The organism is Streptomyces sp. P9-2 (assembly GCF_051903975.1).
Lineage (GTDB): Bacteria > Actinomycetota > Actinomycetes > Streptomycetales > Streptomycetaceae > Streptomyces > Streptomyces cellulosae.
In genome coordinates, this window is record NZ_CP192633.1 from 5,311,961 (window position 1) to 5,332,896 (window position 20,936).

At 70.9% G+C, this 20,936-nt stretch carries 15 protein-coding genes and 1 pseudogene; 8 read left to right on the top strand and 8 right to left on the bottom strand.

Annotated features, from left to right (window positions below; translation table 11 throughout):
* Nucleotides 1–90: 90 nt before the first annotated feature.
* The 5 genes from ACQY0Z_RS24190 to ACQY0Z_RS24210 all read right to left on the bottom strand — a co-directional run bounded on the left by ACQY0Z_RS24190 (nt 91) and on the right by ACQY0Z_RS24210 (nt 9,124).
* Complete coding sequence (locus ACQY0Z_RS24190) at nt 91–2,220, bottom strand: 3-hydroxyacyl-CoA dehydrogenase NAD-binding domain-containing protein (protein ID WP_439812795.1); 2,130 nt, start codon at nt 2,218–2,220, stop codon at nt 91–93.
* A complete protein-coding gene (locus ACQY0Z_RS24195; RefSeq protein ID WP_189899263.1) occupies nt 2,217–3,434 on the bottom strand; it encodes a thiolase family protein in 1,218 nt (405 codons plus the stop codon). Before ACQY0Z_RS24195 ends, ACQY0Z_RS24190 begins: the two co-directional genes overlap by 4 nt.
* Nucleotides 3,435–3,589: 155 nt before the next feature.
* A complete protein-coding gene (locus ACQY0Z_RS24200; protein ID WP_439812796.1) occupies nt 3,590–5,413 on the bottom strand; it encodes a hypothetical protein in 1,824 nt (607 codons plus the stop codon).
* Between the two features lie 280 nt (nt 5,414–5,693).
* Nucleotides 5,694–6,728, bottom strand: a complete 1,035-nt coding sequence (locus ACQY0Z_RS24205; RefSeq protein ID WP_381728142.1) for a LacI family DNA-binding transcriptional regulator — start codon at nt 6,726–6,728, stop codon at nt 5,694–5,696.
* Entirely contained in the window at nt 6,725–9,124 is a 2,400-nt protein-coding gene (locus ACQY0Z_RS24210; protein ID WP_439812797.1) for a glycoside hydrolase family 2 protein, read from the bottom strand. Before ACQY0Z_RS24210 ends, ACQY0Z_RS24205 begins: the two co-directional genes overlap by 4 nt.
* 151 nt (nt 9,125–9,275) lie before the next feature.
* Between ACQY0Z_RS24210 and ACQY0Z_RS24215 the strand changes: the two genes are divergently transcribed.
* From ACQY0Z_RS24215 to ACQY0Z_RS24225, 3 genes are read left to right on the top strand one after another with little or no spacing between them, the layout of a single operon-like run.
* Nucleotides 9,276–10,595, top strand: a complete 1,320-nt coding sequence (locus ACQY0Z_RS24215) for an ABC transporter substrate-binding protein (protein WP_439812798.1) — start codon at nt 9,276–9,278, stop codon at nt 10,593–10,595.
* Nucleotides 10,595–11,548, top strand: coding sequence for a carbohydrate ABC transporter permease (locus tag ACQY0Z_RS24220; RefSeq protein WP_189899255.1), 954 nt, complete (start codon nt 10,595–10,597; stop codon nt 11,546–11,548). Before ACQY0Z_RS24215 ends, ACQY0Z_RS24220 begins: the two co-directional genes overlap by 1 nt.
* Nucleotides 11,545–12,375, top strand: coding sequence for a carbohydrate ABC transporter permease (locus ACQY0Z_RS24225; RefSeq protein ID WP_189899253.1), 831 nt, complete (start codon nt 11,545–11,547; stop codon nt 12,373–12,375). The genes ACQY0Z_RS24220 and ACQY0Z_RS24225 overlap by 4 nt, the downstream gene beginning before the upstream one ends.
* A gap of 38 nt (nt 12,376–12,413) precedes the next feature.
* Here ACQY0Z_RS24225 and ACQY0Z_RS24230 read toward each other — a convergent pair whose 3' ends face one another.
* The 3 genes from ACQY0Z_RS24230 to ACQY0Z_RS24240 form a co-directional block, all read right to left on the bottom strand.
* Nucleotides 12,414–13,703, bottom strand: coding sequence for an HRDC domain-containing protein (locus ACQY0Z_RS24230; protein ID WP_189899251.1), 1,290 nt, complete (start codon nt 13,701–13,703; stop codon nt 12,414–12,416).
* Nucleotides 13,704–14,061: 358 nt separating this feature from the next.
* Nucleotides 14,062–14,724 (bottom strand): helix-turn-helix transcriptional regulator, encoded by a 663-nt coding sequence (locus ACQY0Z_RS24235; RefSeq protein ID WP_006130493.1) that lies wholly within the window; start codon nt 14,722–14,724, stop codon nt 14,062–14,064.
* A 317-nt stretch (nt 14,725–15,041) separates the two neighbouring features.
* The gene (locus ACQY0Z_RS24240; RefSeq protein ID WP_254585255.1) at nt 15,042–15,674 is read right to left on the bottom strand and encodes a DUF3000 domain-containing protein; all 633 of its coding nucleotides are present in this window, start codon (nt 15,672–15,674) and stop codon (nt 15,042–15,044) included.
* Between the two features lie 204 nt (nt 15,675–15,878).
* On the opposite strand from ACQY0Z_RS24240, the gene hemE reads away from it, so the two are divergent.
* The 5 genes and pseudogenes from hemE to ACQY0Z_RS24265 all read left to right on the top strand — a co-directional run.
* On the top strand, nt 15,879–16,946 hold the full coding sequence (hemE, locus tag ACQY0Z_RS24245) for a uroporphyrinogen decarboxylase (protein ID WP_189899247.1): 1,068 nt from the start codon (nt 15,879–15,881) through the stop codon (nt 16,944–16,946).
* A 305-nt stretch (nt 16,947–17,251) separates the two neighbouring features.
* Nucleotides 17,252–18,538 carry an extracellular solute-binding protein gene (locus tag ACQY0Z_RS24250; protein ID WP_189899246.1) on the top strand — a complete coding sequence of 429 codons (1,287 nt, stop codon included), beginning with the start codon at nt 17,252–17,254 and terminating at the stop codon, nt 18,536–18,538.
* Between the two features lie 10 nt (nt 18,539–18,548).
* Complete coding sequence (locus ACQY0Z_RS24255; RefSeq protein WP_189899244.1) at nt 18,549–19,490, top strand: carbohydrate ABC transporter permease; 942 nt, start codon at nt 18,549–18,551, stop codon at nt 19,488–19,490.
* Nucleotides 19,490–20,341: a carbohydrate ABC transporter permease gene (locus ACQY0Z_RS24260; protein ID WP_439812799.1), complete on the top strand. Its 852-nt coding sequence runs from the start codon at nt 19,490–19,492 to the stop codon at nt 20,339–20,341. The genes ACQY0Z_RS24255 and ACQY0Z_RS24260 overlap by 1 nt, the downstream gene beginning before the upstream one ends.
* Nucleotides 20,342–20,409: 68 nt before the next feature.
* Nucleotides 20,410–20,793: pseudogene (locus tag ACQY0Z_RS24265) on the top strand (CocE/NonD family hydrolase); the annotation flags it as partial.
* Nucleotides 20,794–20,936: the final 143 nt, after the last annotated feature.

Below are 20,936 nucleotides of genomic sequence, written 5' to 3' on the forward strand. Positions count from 1 at the left end.
CGCGTGCCGTGAAGCGGCACCCACGACAAAGGGGCCCCCGCCCATGGCGGAGGCCCCCTTCACGCGTCACATCCGCGCGTCACACCCGGTTCACGCCGGAACCGAGGCAACCCCCGGCTCCAGGAACCGCTTCCCGTTCACCCGCTCCGACACACCCTCCCGGTCCAGGTACGGAGTGATTCCGCCCAGGTGGAAGGGCCAGCCGGCGCCCGTGATCAGGCAGAGGTCGATGTCCTGGGCCTCGGCGACGACGCCCTCGTCGAGCATCAGGCCGATCTCCTGGGCCACCGCGTCCAGCACCCGGTCGCGGACCTGCTCCTCCGTCAGGACGGTGTCGCCCTGCTTCAGCAGCGCCGCGACCTCCGGGTCGAGCTCCGGCTTGCCCGAGTCGTAGACGTAGAAGCCGCGCTTGCCGGCCTCGACGACCGCCTTCAGGTTCGGGGAGACCGTGAAGCGGTCCGGGAACGCCCGGTTGAGCGTCTCCGAGACGTGCAGGCCGATCGCGGGGCCGACCAGTTCGAGGAGGACCAGCGGGGACATCGGCAGGCCGAGCGGCTCCACCGCCTTCTCCGCGACCTCGACGGGCGTGCCCTCGTCGATGACGTTCTGGATCTCGCCCATGAAGCGGGTCAGGATGCGGTTGACGACGAACGCCGGGGCGTCCTTCACCAGCACCGCGGTCTTCTTCAGCTTCTTGGCGACGCCGAACGCCGTGGCCAGCGACGCGTCGTCCGTCTTCTCGCCGCGCACGATCTCCAGCAGGGGGAGCACCGCGACCGGGTTGAAGAAGTGGAAGCCCACGACCCGCTCGGGGTGCTGGAGCTTCGACGCCATCTCCGAGACCGACAGCGAGGAGGTGTTGGTGGCGAGGATCGCGTGCGCCGGGGCGACCGCCTCGACCTCCGCGAACACCTGCTGCTTGACGCCCATCTCCTCGAAGACCGCTTCGATGACGAAGTCGGCGTCCGCGAAGCCCTGGGCCTTGTCCAGCACACCGGTGACCAGGGCCTTCAGGCGGTTGGCCTTGTCCTGGTTGATCCGGCCCTTGCCGAGCAGCTTGTCGATCTCGGAGTGGACGTAGCCCACACCCTTGTCGATGCGCTCCTGGTCGATGTCCGTGAGGACGACCGGGACCTCGAGGCGGCGCAGGAAGAGGAGGGCGAGCTGGCTGGCCATCAGGCCGGCGCCGACGACGCCCACCTTGGTGACCGGGCGCGCCAGGCTCTTGTCCGGGGCGCCCGCGGGACGCTTGCCGCGCTTCTGCACCAGGTTGAACGCGTAGATGCCGGCGCGCAGTTCACCGCCCATGATCAGGTCGGCGAGCGCCTGGTCCTCGGCGTCGTAGCCCTTCTGCAGGTCGCCGTCCTTGGCCTCGGCGATGATGTCCAGGGCGCGGTAGGCGGCCGGGGCCGCGCCGTGCACCTTGGAGTCCGCGACGAAGCGGCCCTTGGCGACGGCCTGGTCCCAGGCCTCGCCGCGGTCGATCGCCGGACGCTCGACCGTGATCTCGCCCTTGAGGACGGACGCGGTCCAGATCAGCGACTGCTCCAGGAAGTCCGCGCCCTCGAACAGCGCGTCCGCGATGCCGAGTTCGTAGACCTGCTTGCCCTTGAGCTGCCGGTTCTGGTTGAGGCTGTTCTCGATGATCACCGAGACGGCCTTCTCCGCGCCGATCAGGTTGGGCAGCAGGGTGCAGCCGCCCCAGCCGGGCACCAGGCCGAGAAAGACCTCGGGCAGGGAGAACGCGGGCAGCGCCGCGGACACCGTGCGGTAGGTGCAGTGCAGACCGATCTCCACGCCACCGCCCATGGCGGCGCCGTTGTAGTACGCGAAGGTCGGCACGGCCAGCTTCGCCAGACGCTTGAAGACGTCGTGGCCGCCCTTGCCGATGGCCAGCGCGTCCTCGTGGCGCTTCAGCAGCTCGACGCCCTTGAGGTCGGCGCCGACCGCGAAGATGAACGGCTTGCCGGTGACGCCGACGCCGACGATCTCGCCGTCCGCGGCCTCCTTCTCGACCTGGTCGATCGCGGCGTCGATGTTCGCCAGCGACTGCGGGCCGAGGGTGGTCGGCTTGGTGTGGTCGTGGCCGTTGTCCAGGGTGATCAGGGCGAAGCGCCCGGCACCCAGCGGCAGGTCGAAGTGGCGCACGTGCGCCTGCGTGACGACCTCACCCGGGAACAGCTCGGCCGCACCCTTCAAAAGCTCAGCGGTGGTGCTCACTTGTCCCCCTCGAAGTGCGGGTTCTCCCAGATGACCGTCGCGCCCATGCCGAAGCCGACGCACATGGTGGTCAGGCCGTAGCGGACGTGCGGCTGCTCCTCGAACTGGCGGGCCAGCTGCGTCATCAGGCGGACGCCGGAGGAGGCCAGCGGGTGGCCGAACGCGATGGCGCCGCCGTACTGGTTGACGCGGGCGTCGTCGTCGGCGATGCCGTAGTGCTCCAGGAACGCGAGGACCTGGACGGCGAAGGCCTCGTTGATCTCGAACAGGCCGATGTCGGAGATGGACAGGCCCGCCTGGGCGAGCGCCTTCTCCGTGGCCGGGATCGGGCCGTAGCCCATGACCTCGGGCTCCACGCCTGCGAAGGAGTAGGAGACCAGGCGCATCTTGACCGGCAGCCCGTTCTCGCGGGCGAAGTCCTCGGAGGCGATGACCGAGGCGGTGGCGCCGTCGTTCAGACCGGCCGCGTTGCCCGCGGTGACCCGGCCGTGCACGCGGAACGGCGTCTTCAGACCGGCCAGGTTCTCCAGGGTGGTGCCCGGGCGCATCGGCTCGTCGGCCGTGACCAGGCCCCAGCCCGTCTCCCCGCCCTCGGGGCTGGTGCGGCGCACCGAGACCGGCACCAGGTCGGCCTGGATCTTGCCGTTGGCGTACGCCTTGGCGGCCTTCTCCTGGGAGCGCACCGCGTACTCGTCGGCGCGCTGCTTGGTGATCGACGGGTAGCGGTCGTGCAGGTTCTCCGCGGTCATGCCCATGAACAGGGCGGACTCGTCGACCAGCTTCTCGGAGACGAACCGCGGGTTCGGGTCCACGCCCTCGCCCATCGGGTGGCGGCCCATGTGCTCGACACCGCCCGCGATGGCGACGTCGTACGCGCCGAAGGCGACGGAGCCGGCCACCGTGGTGACGGCGGTCAGCGCGCCGGCGCACATGCGGTCGATGGAGTAACCCGGCACGGACTGCGGCAGACCCGCGAGGATGCCCGCCGTACGGCCGATGGTCAGGCCCTGGTCGCCGATCTGCGTGGTCGCGGCGATGGCGACCTCGTCGATCTTCTTCGGGTCCAGGCCCGGGTTGCGGCGCAGCAGCTCCCGGATCGCCTTGACGACGAGGTCATCGGCACGGGTCTCGTGGTAGATGCCCTTCGGGCCCGCCTTGCCGAACGGGGTACGGACGCCGTCGACGAAGACGACGTCCCTGACGGTACGAGGCACGATGGCTCTCCTCCAGGTACGGGATGCTGAGCGCTTGCTTACGGCCCATGCTACTTGCGGGTAACGTCACTGCACACCCCCGTCGGCCGGAGCGGCGAACATCACACGGCCGGCCCCCGCGAACGGGGGCCGGCCGTGTGTCGTCCAGGGCGGTGCTACGACCGCCAGAGCCGCCTGCGCAGGCCCCGGCGCAGCCGCGCCCGGGTGGAGACCCGCTCGTTCCGGCCGGAGATCCGGCGGGCCACCGAGGAGGCCCGGTTCTCCCGCACCTCCAGCTCACCGGCCTGGTGCGCGAACAGCCCGCCGCCGGTGCTCATCGCGATCTCCGCCGTGTACGTCCCGGGCGGCACCTCGGAAAGGTCCACGCCCTCCTTGTCCTCGGAGGTGAAGTACCCGAAGGAGTACGACCCGAAGTCGCCCGGCGCCATGTGCGGGCGCACCTTGTCCTCCCGCTTCACCGCCTTGAGGGCGACGGTGTGCGTGCTGTCCGCGCCGCGCAGCGTCAGGTAGTACGTCGAGTGGGTGGCGCGGTCGGCGTTGCGGCCGGGGAGGAAGAAGACGCCGTACACCCGGAGTCTCGGCCCCTCCATGGCGAACCGCTTCAGCGCGAACACGGACCCGCCGGGTCCTGCCGCCGTGAGGTCGCGCTTGATCACCCGGACGCTCCTCGCGTCACCCCTCAGGACCACCTCGCGTCCCGCGGAGGCAGCACGCCGGTCGATCGCCCGGTAGGCGACGAGCGGCACCCTGCGGTCGATGTCCTCGCTCTCGCTGGTCACCCGGGCGAACACGTCGTACACGCCGTCGGGCAGCGTGTCGAACAGCTCCCGCGCCTCGCAGGTGAAGCCGCCGTCCTTGTAGGACGCGAAGTGCGTGTCGAAGTACTTCAGGTACAGCTGGTCCACCGGCACGGTCTTCGCGTCGGCCACCCACGCCTGCTCGTCCCGGACCAGCACCAGCTGCTTGGTCTCCCGCGCGCCGGCCTCCTCGCCCCGCTCGGCGGAGACGCCGGGCAGGAAGGCGTGCCCGGACAGCGTGGCCCGCTCGGGGGTGAGCTGCGCGGCCGTCAGCACGCCCGCCGCGGTGTCCCGCGCCCGCAGGTCCGACAGATGCTCGGTGGCCGCGTCGTCGTCCACCTCGTTGGAGCCGACCTGCACCTCGCCGAACCGCGGCACCGTCCCCTCGGTCAGCGCGTAGATCACGCTGAGGATCACCGAGAGGCCCTGCCGCGTCACCTCCGCGTGCTTCACCAGGGCGGGCGATTCCACCATGAAGAAGTTGAAATTGGAGTACTTCCGCAGAGCCGGGAGGAAATGGACGACGTGTTCCTCGTACTGGTAGTCCTTCGTCGAGGAGAACAGGTAGATGTTCCGGTCCAGGTCCGTGGTCTCCGCGAGCAGCTCCGGGAGTACCGAGTCGAGCCGGTCCACGTTCTCCTGCGGCTGGCCCTCGCCGAGCACCCACTCGCCGAGCACGCCGTGCCCCTGTGAGTAGCTGCCGATGAAGTACTGCGGCGTGGAGGCGACGATGTGCCGGTAGCCGTACTTCAGCGCGTAGAAAATGGCCGCGCTGCCGCCCTTCGAGGAACCGGCGAGAACCACCGTCTCCCGCTCCAGGCCCAGCTTTTCCCGGTAGTGCGTAATCAGTTCCTCGACGGCGTCGGAAACGGAGAAGTCCATCGCCCGCGCCACGTAGTACGACGGGCCTCCGTCGAACCGGTCGCGGATTCTCAGCACGTTGCACTGGACGCCCGAAAGGGCGGCGCCGAATCCGTACTTGGAGCCCACGGAGGAAAACACCACGAGCAGGTTGCCGTGGTCGCCCGCAGCGGGCGTGAACTCGTACTCGATCTCCCAGTTGCCGTATTTCTCCACACGTATCTCGGGGGTGCGGATCGTCGCTGTCCTGTAGTTTTCGGACGTGTGGGGGAGTGTGTCCGAATGCTGCGGGTTGGCCGGGCGGACCTGGGTGGGTTCCATGAAATGGTGCCCCTTGTTCCTGTCAGAGATTTTCCGTTCGGAGTTCGGGCCGCTCCGCAGGAAACACTCTCCGACGTGGGGGTGCGGGCGTTTTCGCAGGAAGAGCAGCCGGGACGAGGCTAACCTATGCTCCCGCCGTGTCGCGAGAGGCGGACCTGTGCCTCGTTCCGCGTATTCCCTGTCACCGGCGACGCATGCGGACAGTGCGCCGGAATTCAGGTCAAGTGACCCTCGCGACAGCGCACTTCCCCGCACGGCCGGCGCCGCCCGCCGGGCCGGGTCACGGCGGGGCCGTGGAGCCCCGCGGGGTCAGCACCGGCGTCGGCACCGGGTGCGACCCCGGACCGTCCCCGGTCAGCGTCCCGAACAGGGTACGCGCCACCTCCGCGCCGAAGCCGTGCACGTCGTGGCTCATCGCCGACAGGGTGGGCCGGGTCAGCCGGCACAGCTGTGAGTCGTCCCACGCCAGCAGCGACACGTCCTCGGGCACCCGCAGCCCCATCTCGGCCGCCACCGACAGCCCCGCCACCGCCATGATGTCGTTGTCGTACACGATCGCGGTCGGCCGCTCCCCGGCCGGCGCGGCCAGCAGCGTCCGGGTGGCCCGCGCGCCCGCGTCCCCGGAGAAGTCCGTCGCCACCTGCCAGGCCCGCGCGGCAGGCTCCAGCGCCCCCACCGCCTCGTCGAACGCGGCCGTGCGGATCGACGTGTGCCCCAGCTCCGCCGCGCCGCCCACCCGGGCGATTCTGCGGTGCCCCAGCGCCGCCAGGTACCGCACCGCCTCCGCCACCGCCGTCGCGTCGTCCGTCCACACCGACGTCAGACCCCCGGTCAGCGAGGGGTGCCCCACGGCCACCGCCGGCAGCCCGAGCCGTTTCGCCACCGCCGGGCGGGGGTCGTCGGCGCGGAAGTCCACCAGGATCGAGCCGCCGATCTGCCGCCCCCTCCACCACGACTCCAGCAGCCCCACCTCCTCCTCGGGGCTGCGCACCAGCCGCAGCAGCAGCGCGCAGGACCGCTCGACCAGGACGCTCTCCACCCCGGAGATGAACTCCATGTAGAAGGGCTCCAGGCCGAGCAGCCGGGCGGGCCGGCACACCGCGAGCCCCACCACGTCCACCCGGGACCCGGCCAGCGTCCGCGCGGTCGTGCTCGGCGACCAGCCCAGCTCCCGCGCCGCCGCGAAGATACGGTCCCGGGTCGCCTCGGACAGCCCGGGCTTCCGGTTGAACGCGAGGGACACGGCCCCCTTGGACACACCGGCGCGCGCGGCGACGTCCTTGATGGTGACGCGGGGGGTCGGCGTTGCCGTCATCGAGTGGGCTCCACGCAGTACAGGGCGGTGCGGGCGGTCTCGGGGTCAGGAGTCTTCCAGCCCCGCACCCCGATGGTCACCCGCTCCCCGGGCAGCAGCGTCACCCGCCCCCGGTCTGCGGCCGCCTCCGGGCCCAGCCGGTCCGCCTGCAGCAGCAGGTCCCGCACCAGGGTGCGCGCGGTGACCGTGACCCCCTCGGGCGCGAGCGCCACCTCGAACTCCGGACGCGGGTACGGGATGTCGCGGTCCGCCGCCGGGAAGTGCAGCGCCCGCAACGGCTCCCGTACAGCGGGGTCCGCGACGTCGGCGACCAGGAACTCGTCGGGTCCGGCGGGGACCAGCCCGGCCGGGACGTCGACCAGCGCCACGGTCCGCGCGTCCGCCGCGAACTCCGGCTCCGCCTCGGCGAGCACCGCGCCGCCCACGGTCATCCGCCGCAGCCGCAGCGTGGTCCGCCACGCGTCGACGGCCTGGTTCACCGCCGCGACGACAAACCGGTCCTCGTCCGTCCGCACGGTCAGCAGCCGGTCCGCGTACAGCCTGCGCAGCTCGTGGTACAGCGGCTTCTCCCGTCCGTCGCCGTCGATCGCGGCCCACGAGGTCACCGGCCAGCAGTCGTTGAGCTGCCACACCACCGTGCCCGCGCACACCGGCCAGTGCGAGCGCCAGTGCTCGATCCCGGCCGCCACCGCGCGCGCCTGGCTGAGCTGTGTCAGATAGTGCCAACGGTCGAAGTCCCCCTCGGGCAGCGCGAAATGACGGGCGAGCCCGCGCTCCAGCTTGCCGTTGCCGTCCTCCGCCTTCTGGTGGTGCAGCACACCGGGGGAGTCAGGGGACAGCTCCTCCCCGGGCAGCGCCCGCCGCAGTGTGGCGTACGCGGGCGGCGCCTGCCAGCCGAACTCGGCGACGAAACGCGGCACGTCGAGGCGGTAGTCGGCGTAGTCCCGGCGGTTCCACACCTCCCAGGAGTGGTGCGTGCCGTGCGCCGGGTCGTTGGGGTGGTGACGCCAGGACCCGGACCACGGACTGCCCGCCGTGTACGGCCGCGTCGGGTCCAGCTCCGCCACCACGCGAGGCAGGACGCCCAGGTAGTAGCCCTCGCCCCAGGAGTCCCCGGCCAGCGCGGGCTCCCAGTCCCAGTCCCGGAAGCCCCACAGGTTCTCGTTGTTGCCGTTCCACAGCACCAGCGACGGGTGCGGCATCAGCCGTACGACGTTCTCCCGGGCCTCCGCCTCCACCTCGCCGCGCAGCGGCTGTTCCTCCGGGTAGGCGGCGCAGGCGAACGGGAAGTCCTGCCAGACCAGCAGGCCCAGTTCGTCGCAGATGTCGTAGAAGTCCTCGCTCTCGTAGATCCCGCCGCCCCACACCCGCACCAGGTCCACGCCCGCCGCGGCCGCCTGTTCGAGCCGCCGGCGGTAGCGGTCGCGGGTGATGCGGGAGGGGAAGGCGTCGTCCGGGATCCAGTTGACCCCGCGCGCGAACAGCCGCTCCCCGTTGACCACCAGGGTGAATCCGGTGCCGTGCGCGTCGGCCGAGGTGTCCAGCTCCACCGTCCGGAAGCCGATCCGGTGCTCCCAGGAGTCCACCGCCTCCTCGCCGTCCAGCAGCGTCAACGTCGCGTCGTACAGCGGCTGTTCGCCGTAGCCGCGCGGCCACCACAGGCGGGCGTCCGGCACCCGCAGGCGTACCGTCCCGGCCGTCCCCTCGATCGGGGCGCGGGCGCGCACCCCGCCGACGGTCGCCTCGACCTCGAGCGGCGCCCCGGACCCCGTGCGCTCGACGTCCACGGCCAGGTCGACCATGCCCGTGCCGTCCTCCACGGTCACCAGCGGGCGCACCCGCGCGATCCGGGCCGTCGACCAGTGCTCAAGACGCACCGGCCGCCAGATCCCGGCCGTGACCAGTGTCGGCCCCCAGTCCCAGCCGAACGAGCAGGCCATCTTCCGCACGTACTGGTACGGCTCGTCGTACGCCCCCGGCCGGTCGCCCACCGCGGCCCGTACCGCGTCCGCCTCCTCGTAGGCGGACGCGAACCGCACGGTCAGCCGCCCGCTCAGCCCCGTCACGTCGAAGCGGTACGACCGGTGCATGTTCCGTGTGCGGCCCAGCGGGCGGCCGTCGAGCAGGATCTCGGCGACGGTGTCGAGCCCGTCGAACACCAGGTCCGTCCGCTCGTGTCCCGTGCTCCCGGCCGTCAGGTCCCGTTCGTAGGTCCACGCGCGGCGGCCCACCCACGCCACCTCGGTCTCGTTCCGTCCGAGGAACGGGTCCGGGATCAGGCCGGCCGTCAGCAGGTCGGTGTGCACGCATCCCGGCGCCGAGGCGGGGAGCGCCTCCCCCGTCCCGTCAGGGTGCCGCAGGATCCATCCGTCGGTGAGCGGTGTGACCTGACGCATGCACACTCCCTAAACCGGTTGAGGTCATGGCTCGCAACGTTTTCGTAGCGTTGGCGCAATAGAGACTTTACCGGTTCAGTGACGGGCTGTCAGAGTGCCGAACCAGCCAACCCACCCGTGCTCGTCCGCCCCGTGAACGGAGCTGGTGCACATGAACCGCCGCACAGCACTCGCCGGATCGATCGCCGTCGCCGTCGCCCTGCTGGCCTCCGCCTGCACCGGTTCGGGGGGTTCCGCGACGGGCGCGGACGCCGAGGCCCCCGACGACCCGTCCCAGGTCAAGGGCTCCATCACCGTCCTCACCCACCGCACCGACCTGGTGCAGGACGGCACCATGAAGAAGTACGCGGCCGAGTTCAACAAGACCTACCCCGGCGTGACGGTGAAGTTCGAGGGCCTCACCGACTACGAGGGCGAGGTCAAGATCCGCATGAACACGGAGAACTACGGCGACGTCCTGATGATCCCCGCGGTCATGGAGAAGAAGGACTACCCGAAGTTCTTCGCGTCGCTCGGCACGCGGAAGGAGCGCTCCGCCGAGTACCGCTTCACCGACTACTCCACCGTCGACGGCAAGGTCTACGGCCAGAGCCCCATCGGCGTCGTCCCCGGCTTCGTCTACAACAAGAAGGTCTGGGCCCGGGCCGGCGTCACCGACTGGCCCACCACACCCGGCGAGTTCCTCGACGCGCTCAAGGCCGTCAAGGCGAAGACCGGCGCGGTGCCGTACTACACCAACTTCAAGGACATGTGGCCGCTGACCCAGTGGACCAACGTCAACGGCTCCGTCAGCTGCGACACGAAGGCGACGACCAAGCTCGCCGAGGGCGACCCGTGGGCCGAGGGAGCCGACCTGCGCGTGGGCGACACCCTGCTGTACGACATCGTGCGCGGCGGACTCGCCGAGAAGGACCCGACCACCACCAACTGGGAGGCGTCCAAGCCCCGCCTCGCCAAGGGCGAGATCGCCACCATGTGGCTGGGTTCCTGGGCGGTCGTGCAGATGCGGGACGCCGCCAAGCAGGCGGGCGCCGACCCCGCCGACATCGGCTTCATGCCGTTCCCCGCGCAGAAGAACGGCGTCTTCTGCGCGGTCGCGTCCCCCGACTACCAGCAGGCCGTCAACGTCAACTCCGACAACAAGCAGGCGGCGCGCGCCTGGATCGACTGGTTCACCGACAAGTCCGGCTACGCCGAGGCCAATCTGGCGCTGTCCCCGCTGAAGGACGCCCCGCTGCCCGACATCCTCACTCCCTACCAGGAGGCGGGCGTGAAGCTGCTCGACCTCGACGACAGCAAGGGCGCCGAGGTCAAGTCCATCGACAACTCCTCGGAGGTCGGCATCTTCAAGCCCGACTACCGCCAGGAGCTCGTCGATCTCGCCCGCGGCGCCCGCAAGGGCAGCCTCGACGACCACCTCGCCGGCCTCGGCGAGCGCTGGGCCGAGGCACGCGACGCGCTGGGGTCGTGATGACCGACACCACCCGCAAGGCGGCGCGGCCGGACGTCCCGGCCGCGCCCTTGGCCCCCGGACGTACGGAGCCCGCCGCCCGCCGCACCCGGCGGCGGGCCCGCGTCACCCCCTGGCTGTTCCTCGCCGTCCCGCTCGCCCTTCTGCTGACCTTCACCTACGCGCCGATCGCCAACATGGTCGCGTACAGCTTCACCGACTGGGACGGCGTGAGCCCGGAGCTGAACTGGACCGGCGCCGAGAACTACACCGAACTCCTCACCCGCTCCGAGCTGTTCGAGGTGTTCCTGGTCAGCGGCTACTACCTGGTCGCGTCCGTGGTGCAGATCGTCCTCGCCCTGTACTTCGCCACGGTCCTCAGCTTCGACGCCCGCTTCCGGAACTTCTTCAAGGGCGTGCTGTTCTTCCCGTACCTGATCAACGGGGTGGCGATCGGCTTCGTCTTCCTCTACTTCTTCCAGGACGGCGGCACCCTCGACTCCGTGCTGCGCCTGCTCGGCGTGGAGAGCGACCACGCCTGGCTGGGCACGCCGTTCTCCGCGAACACCTCGCTCGCCGGCGTCTCCGTCTGGCGCTACCTCGGCCTCAACTTCGTGCTGTTCCTGGGCGCGATCCAGTCCATCCCCGGCGAGCTGTACGAGGCGGCCGAGATCGACGGGGCGAGCCGCTGGCAGCAGTTCCGGTACATCATCGCGCCCGGCATCCGGCCCGTGCTGAGCCTCAGCGTGATCCTGTCCGTCTCCGGCTCGCTGTCGGTCTTCGAGATCCCGTACATCATGACCGGCGGCGCCACCGGCACGGAGACGTTCGTCATCCAGACCGTGAAGCTGGCCTTCCAGTTCAACAAGACGGGGCTCGCCTCGGCGGCCGCCGTCGTGCTGCTGCTGATCGTCCTGGCGGTCACCTGGGTGCAGCGGCGCATCGTCCCCGACGAGAAGGTGGACCTGGTATGACCCGCCGTGCCGTGGCCCGCGCCCTGGTGCACCTGTCGCTGATCACCGCTGCCCTGGTCGTGCTGCTGCCCCTCGCGGTGGTGCTGCTGACCTCGCTGAAGACCTCCCGCGAGATGGCGAACGGCAGCGGCGCGCTCGCCCTGCCCGACGACCCGCTGAACTTCGCCAACTACCTGACCGCGTTCCGCGACGGGCAGATGCTGTCCGCCTTCGCCAACACGGCGGTCGTCCTCGTCGTCGCCGTCGGCGGCACCATCCTCATCGGCTCGATGACCGCGTACGCCGTCGACCGCTTCCGTTTCCGCTTCCGGAAACTGGTGGTGGCGCTGTTCCTGCTGGCCGCGCTGGTGCCCGGGGTGACCACCCAGGTCGCGACCTTCCAGATCGTCGACAGCCTCGGCATGTTCGACAGCCTCTGGGCGCCCATCGCCCTCTACATGGGCACCGACATCGTGTCGATCTACATCTTCCTGCAGTTCATCCGCTCCATCCCGGTCTCCCTGGACGAGGCGGCCCGCCTGGACGGCGCGAACGCGTTCACCGTCTACCGCAAGGTCATCCTGCCGCTGCTGAAGCCGGCGATCGCCACGGTGGTCATCGTGAAGGGGATCAACGTCTACAACGACTTCTACATCCCCTTCCTCTACATGCCCTCCGAGGACCTTGGCGTGATCTCGACGTCCCTGTTCCGCTTCAAGGGCCCCTTCGGGGCGCACTGGGAGACGATCTCGGCGGGCACGATCCTGGTCATCCTGCCCACGCTGATCGTCTTCCTGTTCCTGCAGCGGTTCCTCTACAACGGCTTCATGCGAGGAGCGACGAAGTAGAAGAGGGGCGACGAAGTGGAAGACGTGGACGACGTGGGTCAGGCGGGTCCGGCGGTCAGGGCGGTGACCAGGAGCGGGGTGACCTGCTCGACCTGCCAGGGGCGGGCGCCGTGCGCGGTCAGGGCCGCGGCGACCGACTCGGCCGTGGCGGGGGACGGCGGCTCCCAGCAGACCCGGCGCACGGTGTCCGGCGTGATCAGGTTCTCCGCGGGCATGTTCAGCTGCTCCGCGAGCGCGGTCACGCCCGCCCGCGCGGCCGACAGCCGGGCCGCGGCCGCCGGGTCCTTGTCGGCCCAGGCGCGCGGCGGCGGGGGACCGGTCACCGGCTGGCCCGGCTGGGGCAGCCGGTCCTCGCTCAGCGCCTTCGCCCGGTCGACGGCCGCCTGCCACTGCTCGAGCTGGCGGCGGCCGACCCGCTGTCCGAAGCCGTTCAGCGCGGCCAGCGCGTGCGGGTTGGACGGCATGGCGAGGGCGGCCTCGACGATCGCCGCGTCGGACAGCACCTTGCCGGGGGAGACGTCACGGCGCCGGGCGATCCGGTCCCGGGTCTGCCACAGCTCCCGTACGACGGCCATCTGCCGGCGGCGGCGCACCTTGTGCATGCCGGACGTACGGCGCCAGGGGTCCTTGCGGGGCTCCGGCGGCGGCGCCGAGGCGATCGCGTCGAACTCCTGCCGCGCCCAGTCCAGCTTGCCCTGCCGGTCCAGCTCCTTCTCCAGGGCGTCCCGCAGGTCGACCAGCAGCTCGACGTCGAGGGCGGCGTACCGCAGCCACGGCTCGGGCAGGGGGCGGGTGGACCAGTCGACGGCGGAGTGGCCCTTCTCCAGCAGGTAGCCGAGCACGTTCTCGACCATCGCGCCGAGGCCGACCCGGGGGAACCCGGCCAGCCGGCCCGCCAGCTCGGTGTCGAAGAGCCGCGTCGGCACCATGCCTATCTCGCGCAGACAGGGCAGGTCCTGGGTGGCGGCGTGCAGCACCCACTCGACGCCGGACAGCGCCTCGCTCAGGGCGGAGAGGTCGGGGCAGGCGACCGGGTCGATCAGGGCCGTGCCCGCGCCCTCGCGGCGGAGCTGGACGAGGTAGGCGCGCTGACCGTAGCGGTAGCCGGAGGCGCGCTCGGCGTCCACGGCGACGGGGCCGCGGCCCGCGGCGAAGGCGGCGACCACCTCGGCGAGGGCGGCCTCGTCGGCCACCACGGGCGGGATGCCCTCGCGGGGCTCCAGCAGGGGGATCGGCGCCTGTGCAGCAGAGGATCCGCCGTCGTCCGGAGGGGCGCCTCCGGTGGTGCGCAGTGAACTGTCTGCTGCGGTGTCGTGGGCGTCGGTCACCTGTCAAGAGTATCCGCACGGGCCGGGGCCCGGCCCGCCCCTCCGGGGGGTGAGCCCGCCGACCAGCGAAAACAGGCCGCCGGCCGGGCGAAGGAGGGTGAGCCTCCAGACACCGGCGCATGCACACCCCCAAGGGGCGCGGGGAACTTCGCGCTCAGCCACGGAGGTCCCGCACCCGGCGTTGCACGGGTGCCGCCGTGCCCACCCGTGCCGTCCCCGGCGGCACGACTGCCCGCCGCTGCGGAGGCGCCCTTAAGGGGCGCGGGGAACTGCGCGATCAGCCACCTACCACCCGCGCCCGCCGACGCGGGGGCATCGGCGGGCGCGGGTGGGGACGGGGACGGTCGGGAAGGAGTGATCAGTGGATGATTCCGGTGCGCAGCGCCACCGCCACCATCCCCGCCCGGTCCCCCGTGCCGAGCTTCCGCGCGATACGCGCGAGGTGGCTCTTCACGGTCAACGCGGACAGGCCCATCGAGACGCCGATCGCCTTGTTCGACTGGCCCTCCGCAACCAGCCGCAGCACCTCGACCTCACGGCCGGACAGCTCGCGGTAGCCACCCGGGTGGCTCGGGGCGCCCGGGGGACGACGGTGCAGGCGGGCGGCCGCCGCGCCGATGGGGGCCGCACCGGGACGGGTGGGGAGCCCGAGGTTGGTGCGGGTGCCGGTGACGACGTAGCCCTTCACGCCGCCGGCGAGGGCGTTGCGCACGGCGCCGATGTCGTCGGCGGCCGAGAGGGCGAGGCCGTTGGGCCAGCCCGCCGCGCGGGTCTCGGAGAGAAGGGTGAGGCCGGAGCCATCCGGCAGATGGACTTCGGCGACGCAGATGTCGCGGGGGTTGCCGATGCGGGGACGAGCCTCCGCGACGGACGAGGCCTCGATCACATCGCGCACACCGAGCGCCCACAGATGGCGGGTGACGGTGGAACGGACGCGGGGGTCGGCCACGACCACCATGGCGGTCGGCTTGTTCGGGCGGTAGGCGACCAGGCTTGAGGGCTGCTCGAGGAGAACGGACACCAGGCCTCCTGGGGTGCGGGACGGGGCCGGCTCGTGGGGGTGAAGCCGGGACGAACCGTGCTTTCAAGGTCACAGTCGTCTTCGGCAGCAAACCTGAAGTCCTTTAGGAAATGATCACGATCTGGTGAGTAACAATCCGGGCAATTCGGACGCACGATCGATCATTCGAAGATCGAACGGTTTCGGTCCGCGGCGAAACGCTTCCGAATGTGGCCGTATCGACAAAGTGACGGCCAATGAGGCGCCCGTGAGGTTTGGAACGGGACATCCCGGGCGGTCGTCGCCACGACTGGCCGAAATCCGACCCGGCGAGGGTGTCAGCGCGACTGCGGCCCCCGCCGCTGCGGCAGCGTCACCACCGACGCGTCGCCGGGCGCGGCCGGCGGCAGCCCCGCCACCTGCGCGAGCAGATCGCACCAGGCGACCAGATGGGTCGCCGTGTCCGGCACCCCGCCGAGCCCCTCCCGGGGCGTCCATGAGGCGCGGATCTCGATCTGCGAGGCGGCGGGCCGCTCGGACAGCCCGCCGAAGTAGTGGGAGCTCGCCCGCGTCACCGTCCCGCTCGGCTCGCCGAACGCCAGCCCGCGCGCGGTGAGCGCACCCGTCAGCCAGGACCAGCACACGTCCGGCAGCAGCGGGTCCGCCGCCATCTCCGGCTCCAGCTCCGCGCGCACCAGGGTCACCAGCCGGAACGTGCCGTGCCAGGCGTCGTGCCCGGCAGGGTCGTACAGCAGCACCAGACGGCCGTCGGCGAGATCCTCCTCGCCGTCCACGACCGCCGCCTCCAGCGCGTACGCGTACGGAGCGAGGCGTTTCGGCGCGGGGGTGGGCTCGACCTCGATCTGCGGCCGCAGCCGCGCGCCGCGCAGCGCGTCGACAGCGCTCCGGAAGGGCGGCGGGGGTGCGCCCCCGGGTCCGGTGGTGCTCCCAGCCTCCTTGGATTCGTCCATTCCGCCAGCGCCGTCCGACAGTCGTCCCTGAGCCGCAGCCATGCGGGGAAGATTAAGCGGAACGGGCCGTCGGCGCAGGGAGGGACACCCGTGCCGTCCGGGGGTGTCCGGATCACGCCGTACCCCCGCCGCGCGCCCCCGCTCCCCGCGGTCAGGGCTCCCCGGCGGGCCGCGCCGTCGCGGCGTCATGCGAGACTTGCCGGTGTGAGCGCCAACGTGAGCCCGACGGGCAGCCAGCCGACTTCGACGTACGACAGTGCCTTCCTCAAGGCGTGCCGGCGTGAGCCGGTGCCGCACACCCCGGTGTGGTTCATGCGGCAGGCCGGGCGCTCCCTGCCGGAGTACCGCAAGGTGCGCGAGGGCATCGGCATGCTCGACTCCTGCATGCGCCCCGACCTGGTCACCGAGATCACGCTCCAGCCGGTGCGCCGCCACCAGGTCGACGCGGCCATCTACTTCAGCGACATCGTCGTGCCCCTCAAGGCCATCGGCATCGACCTCGACATCAAGCCGGGCGTCGGCCCGGTCGTCGAGCGGCCGGTGCGCACCCGCGCCGACCTCGACCGGCTGCGCGACCTGACCCCCGAGGACGTCCCCTACGTCACCGAGGCGATCGGGATGCTGACCCGGGAGCTGGGCGCCACCCCGCTGATCGGTTTCGCGGGCGCCCCCTTCACCCTCGCCAGCTACCTCGTCGAGGGCGGCCCGTCCCGCACGTACGAGAACGCCAAGGCGATGATGTACGGCGATCCTGAGCTGTGGGCGGACCTGCTGGACCGGCTCGCGGACATCACGGCGGCGTTCCTGAAGGTGCAGATCGAGGCCGGCGCCTCGGCCGTGCAGCTCTTCGACTCCTGGGCCGGCGCGCTCGCCCCCGCCGACTACCGCCGCTCGGTGCTGCCCGCGTCGGCGAAGGTGTTCGACGCGGTCGCCTCCTACGAGGTGCCGCGCATCCACTTCGGCGTAGGCACCGGCGAACTGCTCGGGCTGATGGGCGAGGCCGGCGCGGACGTCGTCGGCGTCGACTGGCGCGTCCCGCTGGACGAGGCCGCCCGCCGCGTCGGCCCCGGCAAGGCGCTCCAGGGCAACCTCGACCCGACCGTGCTGTTCGCCGGCCGCGAGGCCGTCGAGACCAAGGCCCAGGAGGTCCTGGACTCGGCCGCCGGCCTGGAGGGCCACGTCTTCAACCTCGGTCACGGCGTCATGCCGTCCACGGACCCGGACGCGCTGACGCGGCTGGTGGAGTACGTGCACACGGCGACCGCCCATTGACCGTATACAGCTGATCGTTCTGAGGCGGCCCCCGGGCCGCCGCTGAGGCCGGTGCCGCGCGTTCCCGCGCGCCGCACCGGCCTTCGGCGTTCCCGGGAACCCACCGCGCGCCCGCCCCCTTGTTGTCACGTTCGACATGTCGAACGATGGTCGCCATGTCGGTAACGATTGGGCAACTTGCGAAAACTTTCTGTTGCTCCGCCGACATTTTCGACGATACACCTTGCCTCACTTCGCGGACGGCTCGTTAGTTTGCGCAAACTAATCAGCTTTTGGATCACTGGCGACAGATCAGGAGCTCCACGATGACGAGGATGACCCGCAGCGCGACGGCTGCCGCGATCGGCCTGTGCCTCGCACTCGCCGCCGGCGGATGTGCCGGTGGCGGTGACGACGGCGCCGGCGGCGGCGCGGCGACGGTGACCGTGTGGACGAACGCCATGGAGGGACGCGGCCTGGTCTTCTGGCAGGACGCCGCCAAGGAGTACAAGAAGCTGCACCCCGACGTCACCATCAAGATCCAGTCCGTGCAGAACGAGGACCTCGACGGCAAGCTGCAGAACGCCCTCAACTCCGGCTCCGCGCCCGACATCTTCCTCCAGCGCGGCGGCGGCAAGATGCAGGCCATGGTCGACGCCGGCCAGATCAAGGAGCTGCCGCTCACCGACACCGACCGGGGGAACGTGGGCGAGGCGGCCCTCGAGGGCGTCTCCATCGACGGCAAGGTCTACGCGATGCCGCTCGACACCCAGCCCGAGGGCGTCTACTACAGCAAGGACCTCTTCAAGAAGGCCGGCATCACCGCGCCCCCGACGACGGTGGACGAGCTGAAGGACGCCGTCGCGAAACTGAAGGCGATCAAGGTCGCCCCCATCGCGGTCGGCGCCAAGGACGCCTGGCCCGCCGCGCACTGGTACTACAACTTCGCCCTGCGCGAGTGCAGCCAGGAGACGCTGCAGGAGTCGGCCAAGTCGCTCACCTTCGACGACCCCTGCTGGACGAAGGCCGGCGAGGACCTCGCGGACCTCCTGGGCGCCGACCCCTTCCAGAAGGGCTTCCTCACGGCCACCTCGCAGCAGGGCGCCGGATCGTCGGCGGGCCTGATCGCCAACCACAAGGCCGGCATGGAGCTCATGGGCAACTGGAACCCGGGCGTCATCGCCGACCTGACCCCGGACAAGAAGCCGCTCCCGGACCTCGGCTGGTTCCCCTTCCCGGCCGTCCCCGGCGGCAAGGGCGACCCCACCGCCATCATGGGCGGCGCCGGCGGCTACTCCCTCTCCAAGAACGCGCCCGAAGAAGCCCTCGCCTTCCTCCGGTTCACGGTGACCAAGGAACAGCAGGAGGCCTACGCCGAGGCCTTCGACACCATCCCGGTGAACAAGGCGGCCCAGGGCGTCGTCACCGAGCCGTACAACATCTCGGCGCTGCAGGCGTTCAACAAGGCCGCCTACTCCATGCAGTTCCTCGACACCCTCTACGGCCAGAACGTCGGCAACGCCATGAACATCGCCGTGGTGAACCTGCTGGCCGGCAAGGGCACCGCGGCCGACATCGTCAAGGACGTCAAGGCCGCGGCGGAGAAGGGCTGACCGGACAGACATGAGCGACACCCTCGCCCCGCGGCGTGCGGCCGCACGCCGCCGGGGCAGGACGCGACTGGAGATCGCCGTCCTGTCCGCACCGGCCGTCCTCGTCTTCCTGGCGTTCGTGATCTTCCCGGTCGTGCTCGCCGCCTACTACGGCTTCTACCGGTGGAAGGGCTACGGGGACCCCACCGACTGGGTCGGCCTGAACAACTACCGGCTGATCCTCACCGACCCCGCCTTCCACGACGTGCTGTGGCACAACGGCCTGATCCTGGTGCTGTCCCTGGTCCTCCAGGGGCCCCTGGCGATCGGTCTCGCCCTGCTGCTCAACCGCCGGATCCGCGGCCGCTCCGCCATCCGCGTCCTGGTCTTCGTGCCGTACATCATCTCCGAGGTGATCGTCGGCACCGGCTGGAGCCTGATGCTGCAGAGCGACGGCGCCGTCAACGGCCTGCTGCGCGCGATCGGTCTGGGCTCGCTGGAGGCCGACTGGATCTCCGACCCGGACCTGGCGCTCTGGACGCTGATGGCCGTCATCACCTGGAAGTACCTCGGCTTCGCGGTGATCCTGATGCTCGCGGGACTGCAGTCGATCCCCGACGAGATCTTCGAGGCCGCGCAGATCGACGGCGCCTCCTACTGGCAGATCCAGCGCCGCATCACGCTGCCGCTGCTGGGGCCGACGATCCGCATCTGGGCGTTCCTGTCGATCATCGGCTCGCTGCAGCTGTTCGACCTCGTCTACATCATCTGGGGCCAGTACGTCTCGGGCACCGCCGGGACCTCCACCATGGCGATCTACATGCTCGCCCAGGGCCGCAACGCGGGCAACTACGGCTACGGAAGCGCCGTCGCCGTGGTGATGTTCGTGATCTCGCTGGTCGTCGCGCTGATCTACCAGCGGTTCGTCCTGCGCCGCGACCTCAGGGGCGCCGTCACCGAAGGGACCGTGTGATGAGCGCGACGACCACCCTCTCCCGGAAGCCCAAAGGGCGCGACGGCGGCCCCGTCACCTACTTCGTGGCGCTGCTGTTCGTCGGCGTGTGCGTCGCGCCGGTGCTCTACATCGTGCTCGGGGGCTTCCGGACCAACGCCCATATCACCACCGATCCGGCCGAGCTGCCCGACCCCTGGGTCACCGTCAACTACCTCGGCGTCCTCAAGTCGTCGGTGTTCTGGGGCGAGTTCGCCAACTCGCTGATCGTGGCGCTCGCCAGCACGGCCGGCATCGTCGCGCTGGGGCTGATGGTCAGCTTCGTCATCGCCCGCTACGACTTCCGGTTCAAGGGCGCCATGTACTCGCTGTTCGCGGCGGGCCTGATGTTCCCGATGGTCATCGCGATCACCCCGCTCTACCTGGTGATCAAGGACCTCGGGCTCGTCGACAACCTGCTGGGCGTGATCGTCCCGCAGATCGCGTTCGGCCTGCCGACGACCGTCATCATCCTGGTGCCGTTCCTGCGGGCCATCCCGAACGAGATCGAGGAGGCCGCCGCGCTCGACGGGATGAGCCGGCTCGGGTTCTTCTTCCGCATGGTGGTCCCGCTGTCGCTGCCCGGCGTGGTCACCGTCGGCATCCTCGCCTTCGTCGGCAGCTGGAACAACTACCTGCTGCCCCTGTACGTCCTCAACTCGCAGGCCAACTTCACGCTGCCGCTGGGCGTGCAGGTGTTCTCCTCGCAGTACTCCACGGACACCGCGAAGGTGCTCGCCTTCACCTCGCTCGCGATGCTGCCCGCCCTGGTGTTCTTCTCGGTCTTCGAGAAGCGCATCGTCGGCGGTCTCACCGGCGCGGTGAAGGGCTGAGGGAAGGGACCGCAGCCGTGACCGTCACCTCCCGGCCGACACCGGACCCGGTCGCCGAACGGCGGGAGGTGACCTGCCCGTCGCGCGACGGAACACGGCTGCGGACCTTACTGCTCCTCCCGCACGGCACCGGGCCCCGGCCGGCCCTCCTCACCCGCCACCCCTACGACGTGACGCGCGAGGAGGACGACGGGTACCTGGACGTCCGCCGCCCGGTGGCCGCCGGTTACCTGGTCGCGCTCCAGGACGTGCGGGGCCGCTTCGGTCCCGAGGGCGTCTTGGACCCCTGCGCCCAGGAGGAGGCGGACGGCGCCGACGCCGTGGCCGGGCTCGCGGCCCGCCCCGAGTGCGACGGCGCCGTGGGCATGTGGGGCGCGTCCTACGCCTCCGACACCCAGTTCGCCCCGCTGCTCGGCGGCGCCCCGGCGCTGCGGGCGCTCGCCCCCGCCATGACGCCCACGCTGTCCGCGCTCGACGGCTTCCGCTTCCGGGGTGGCGTGCGGAGCTCGGCAGCACCCTCGCGTGGACGCACCACGCCATCGCGCCGGACGCGATCGCCCGTCTCCCCTCCGCCCGCGAACGGGAGGCCGAGCGC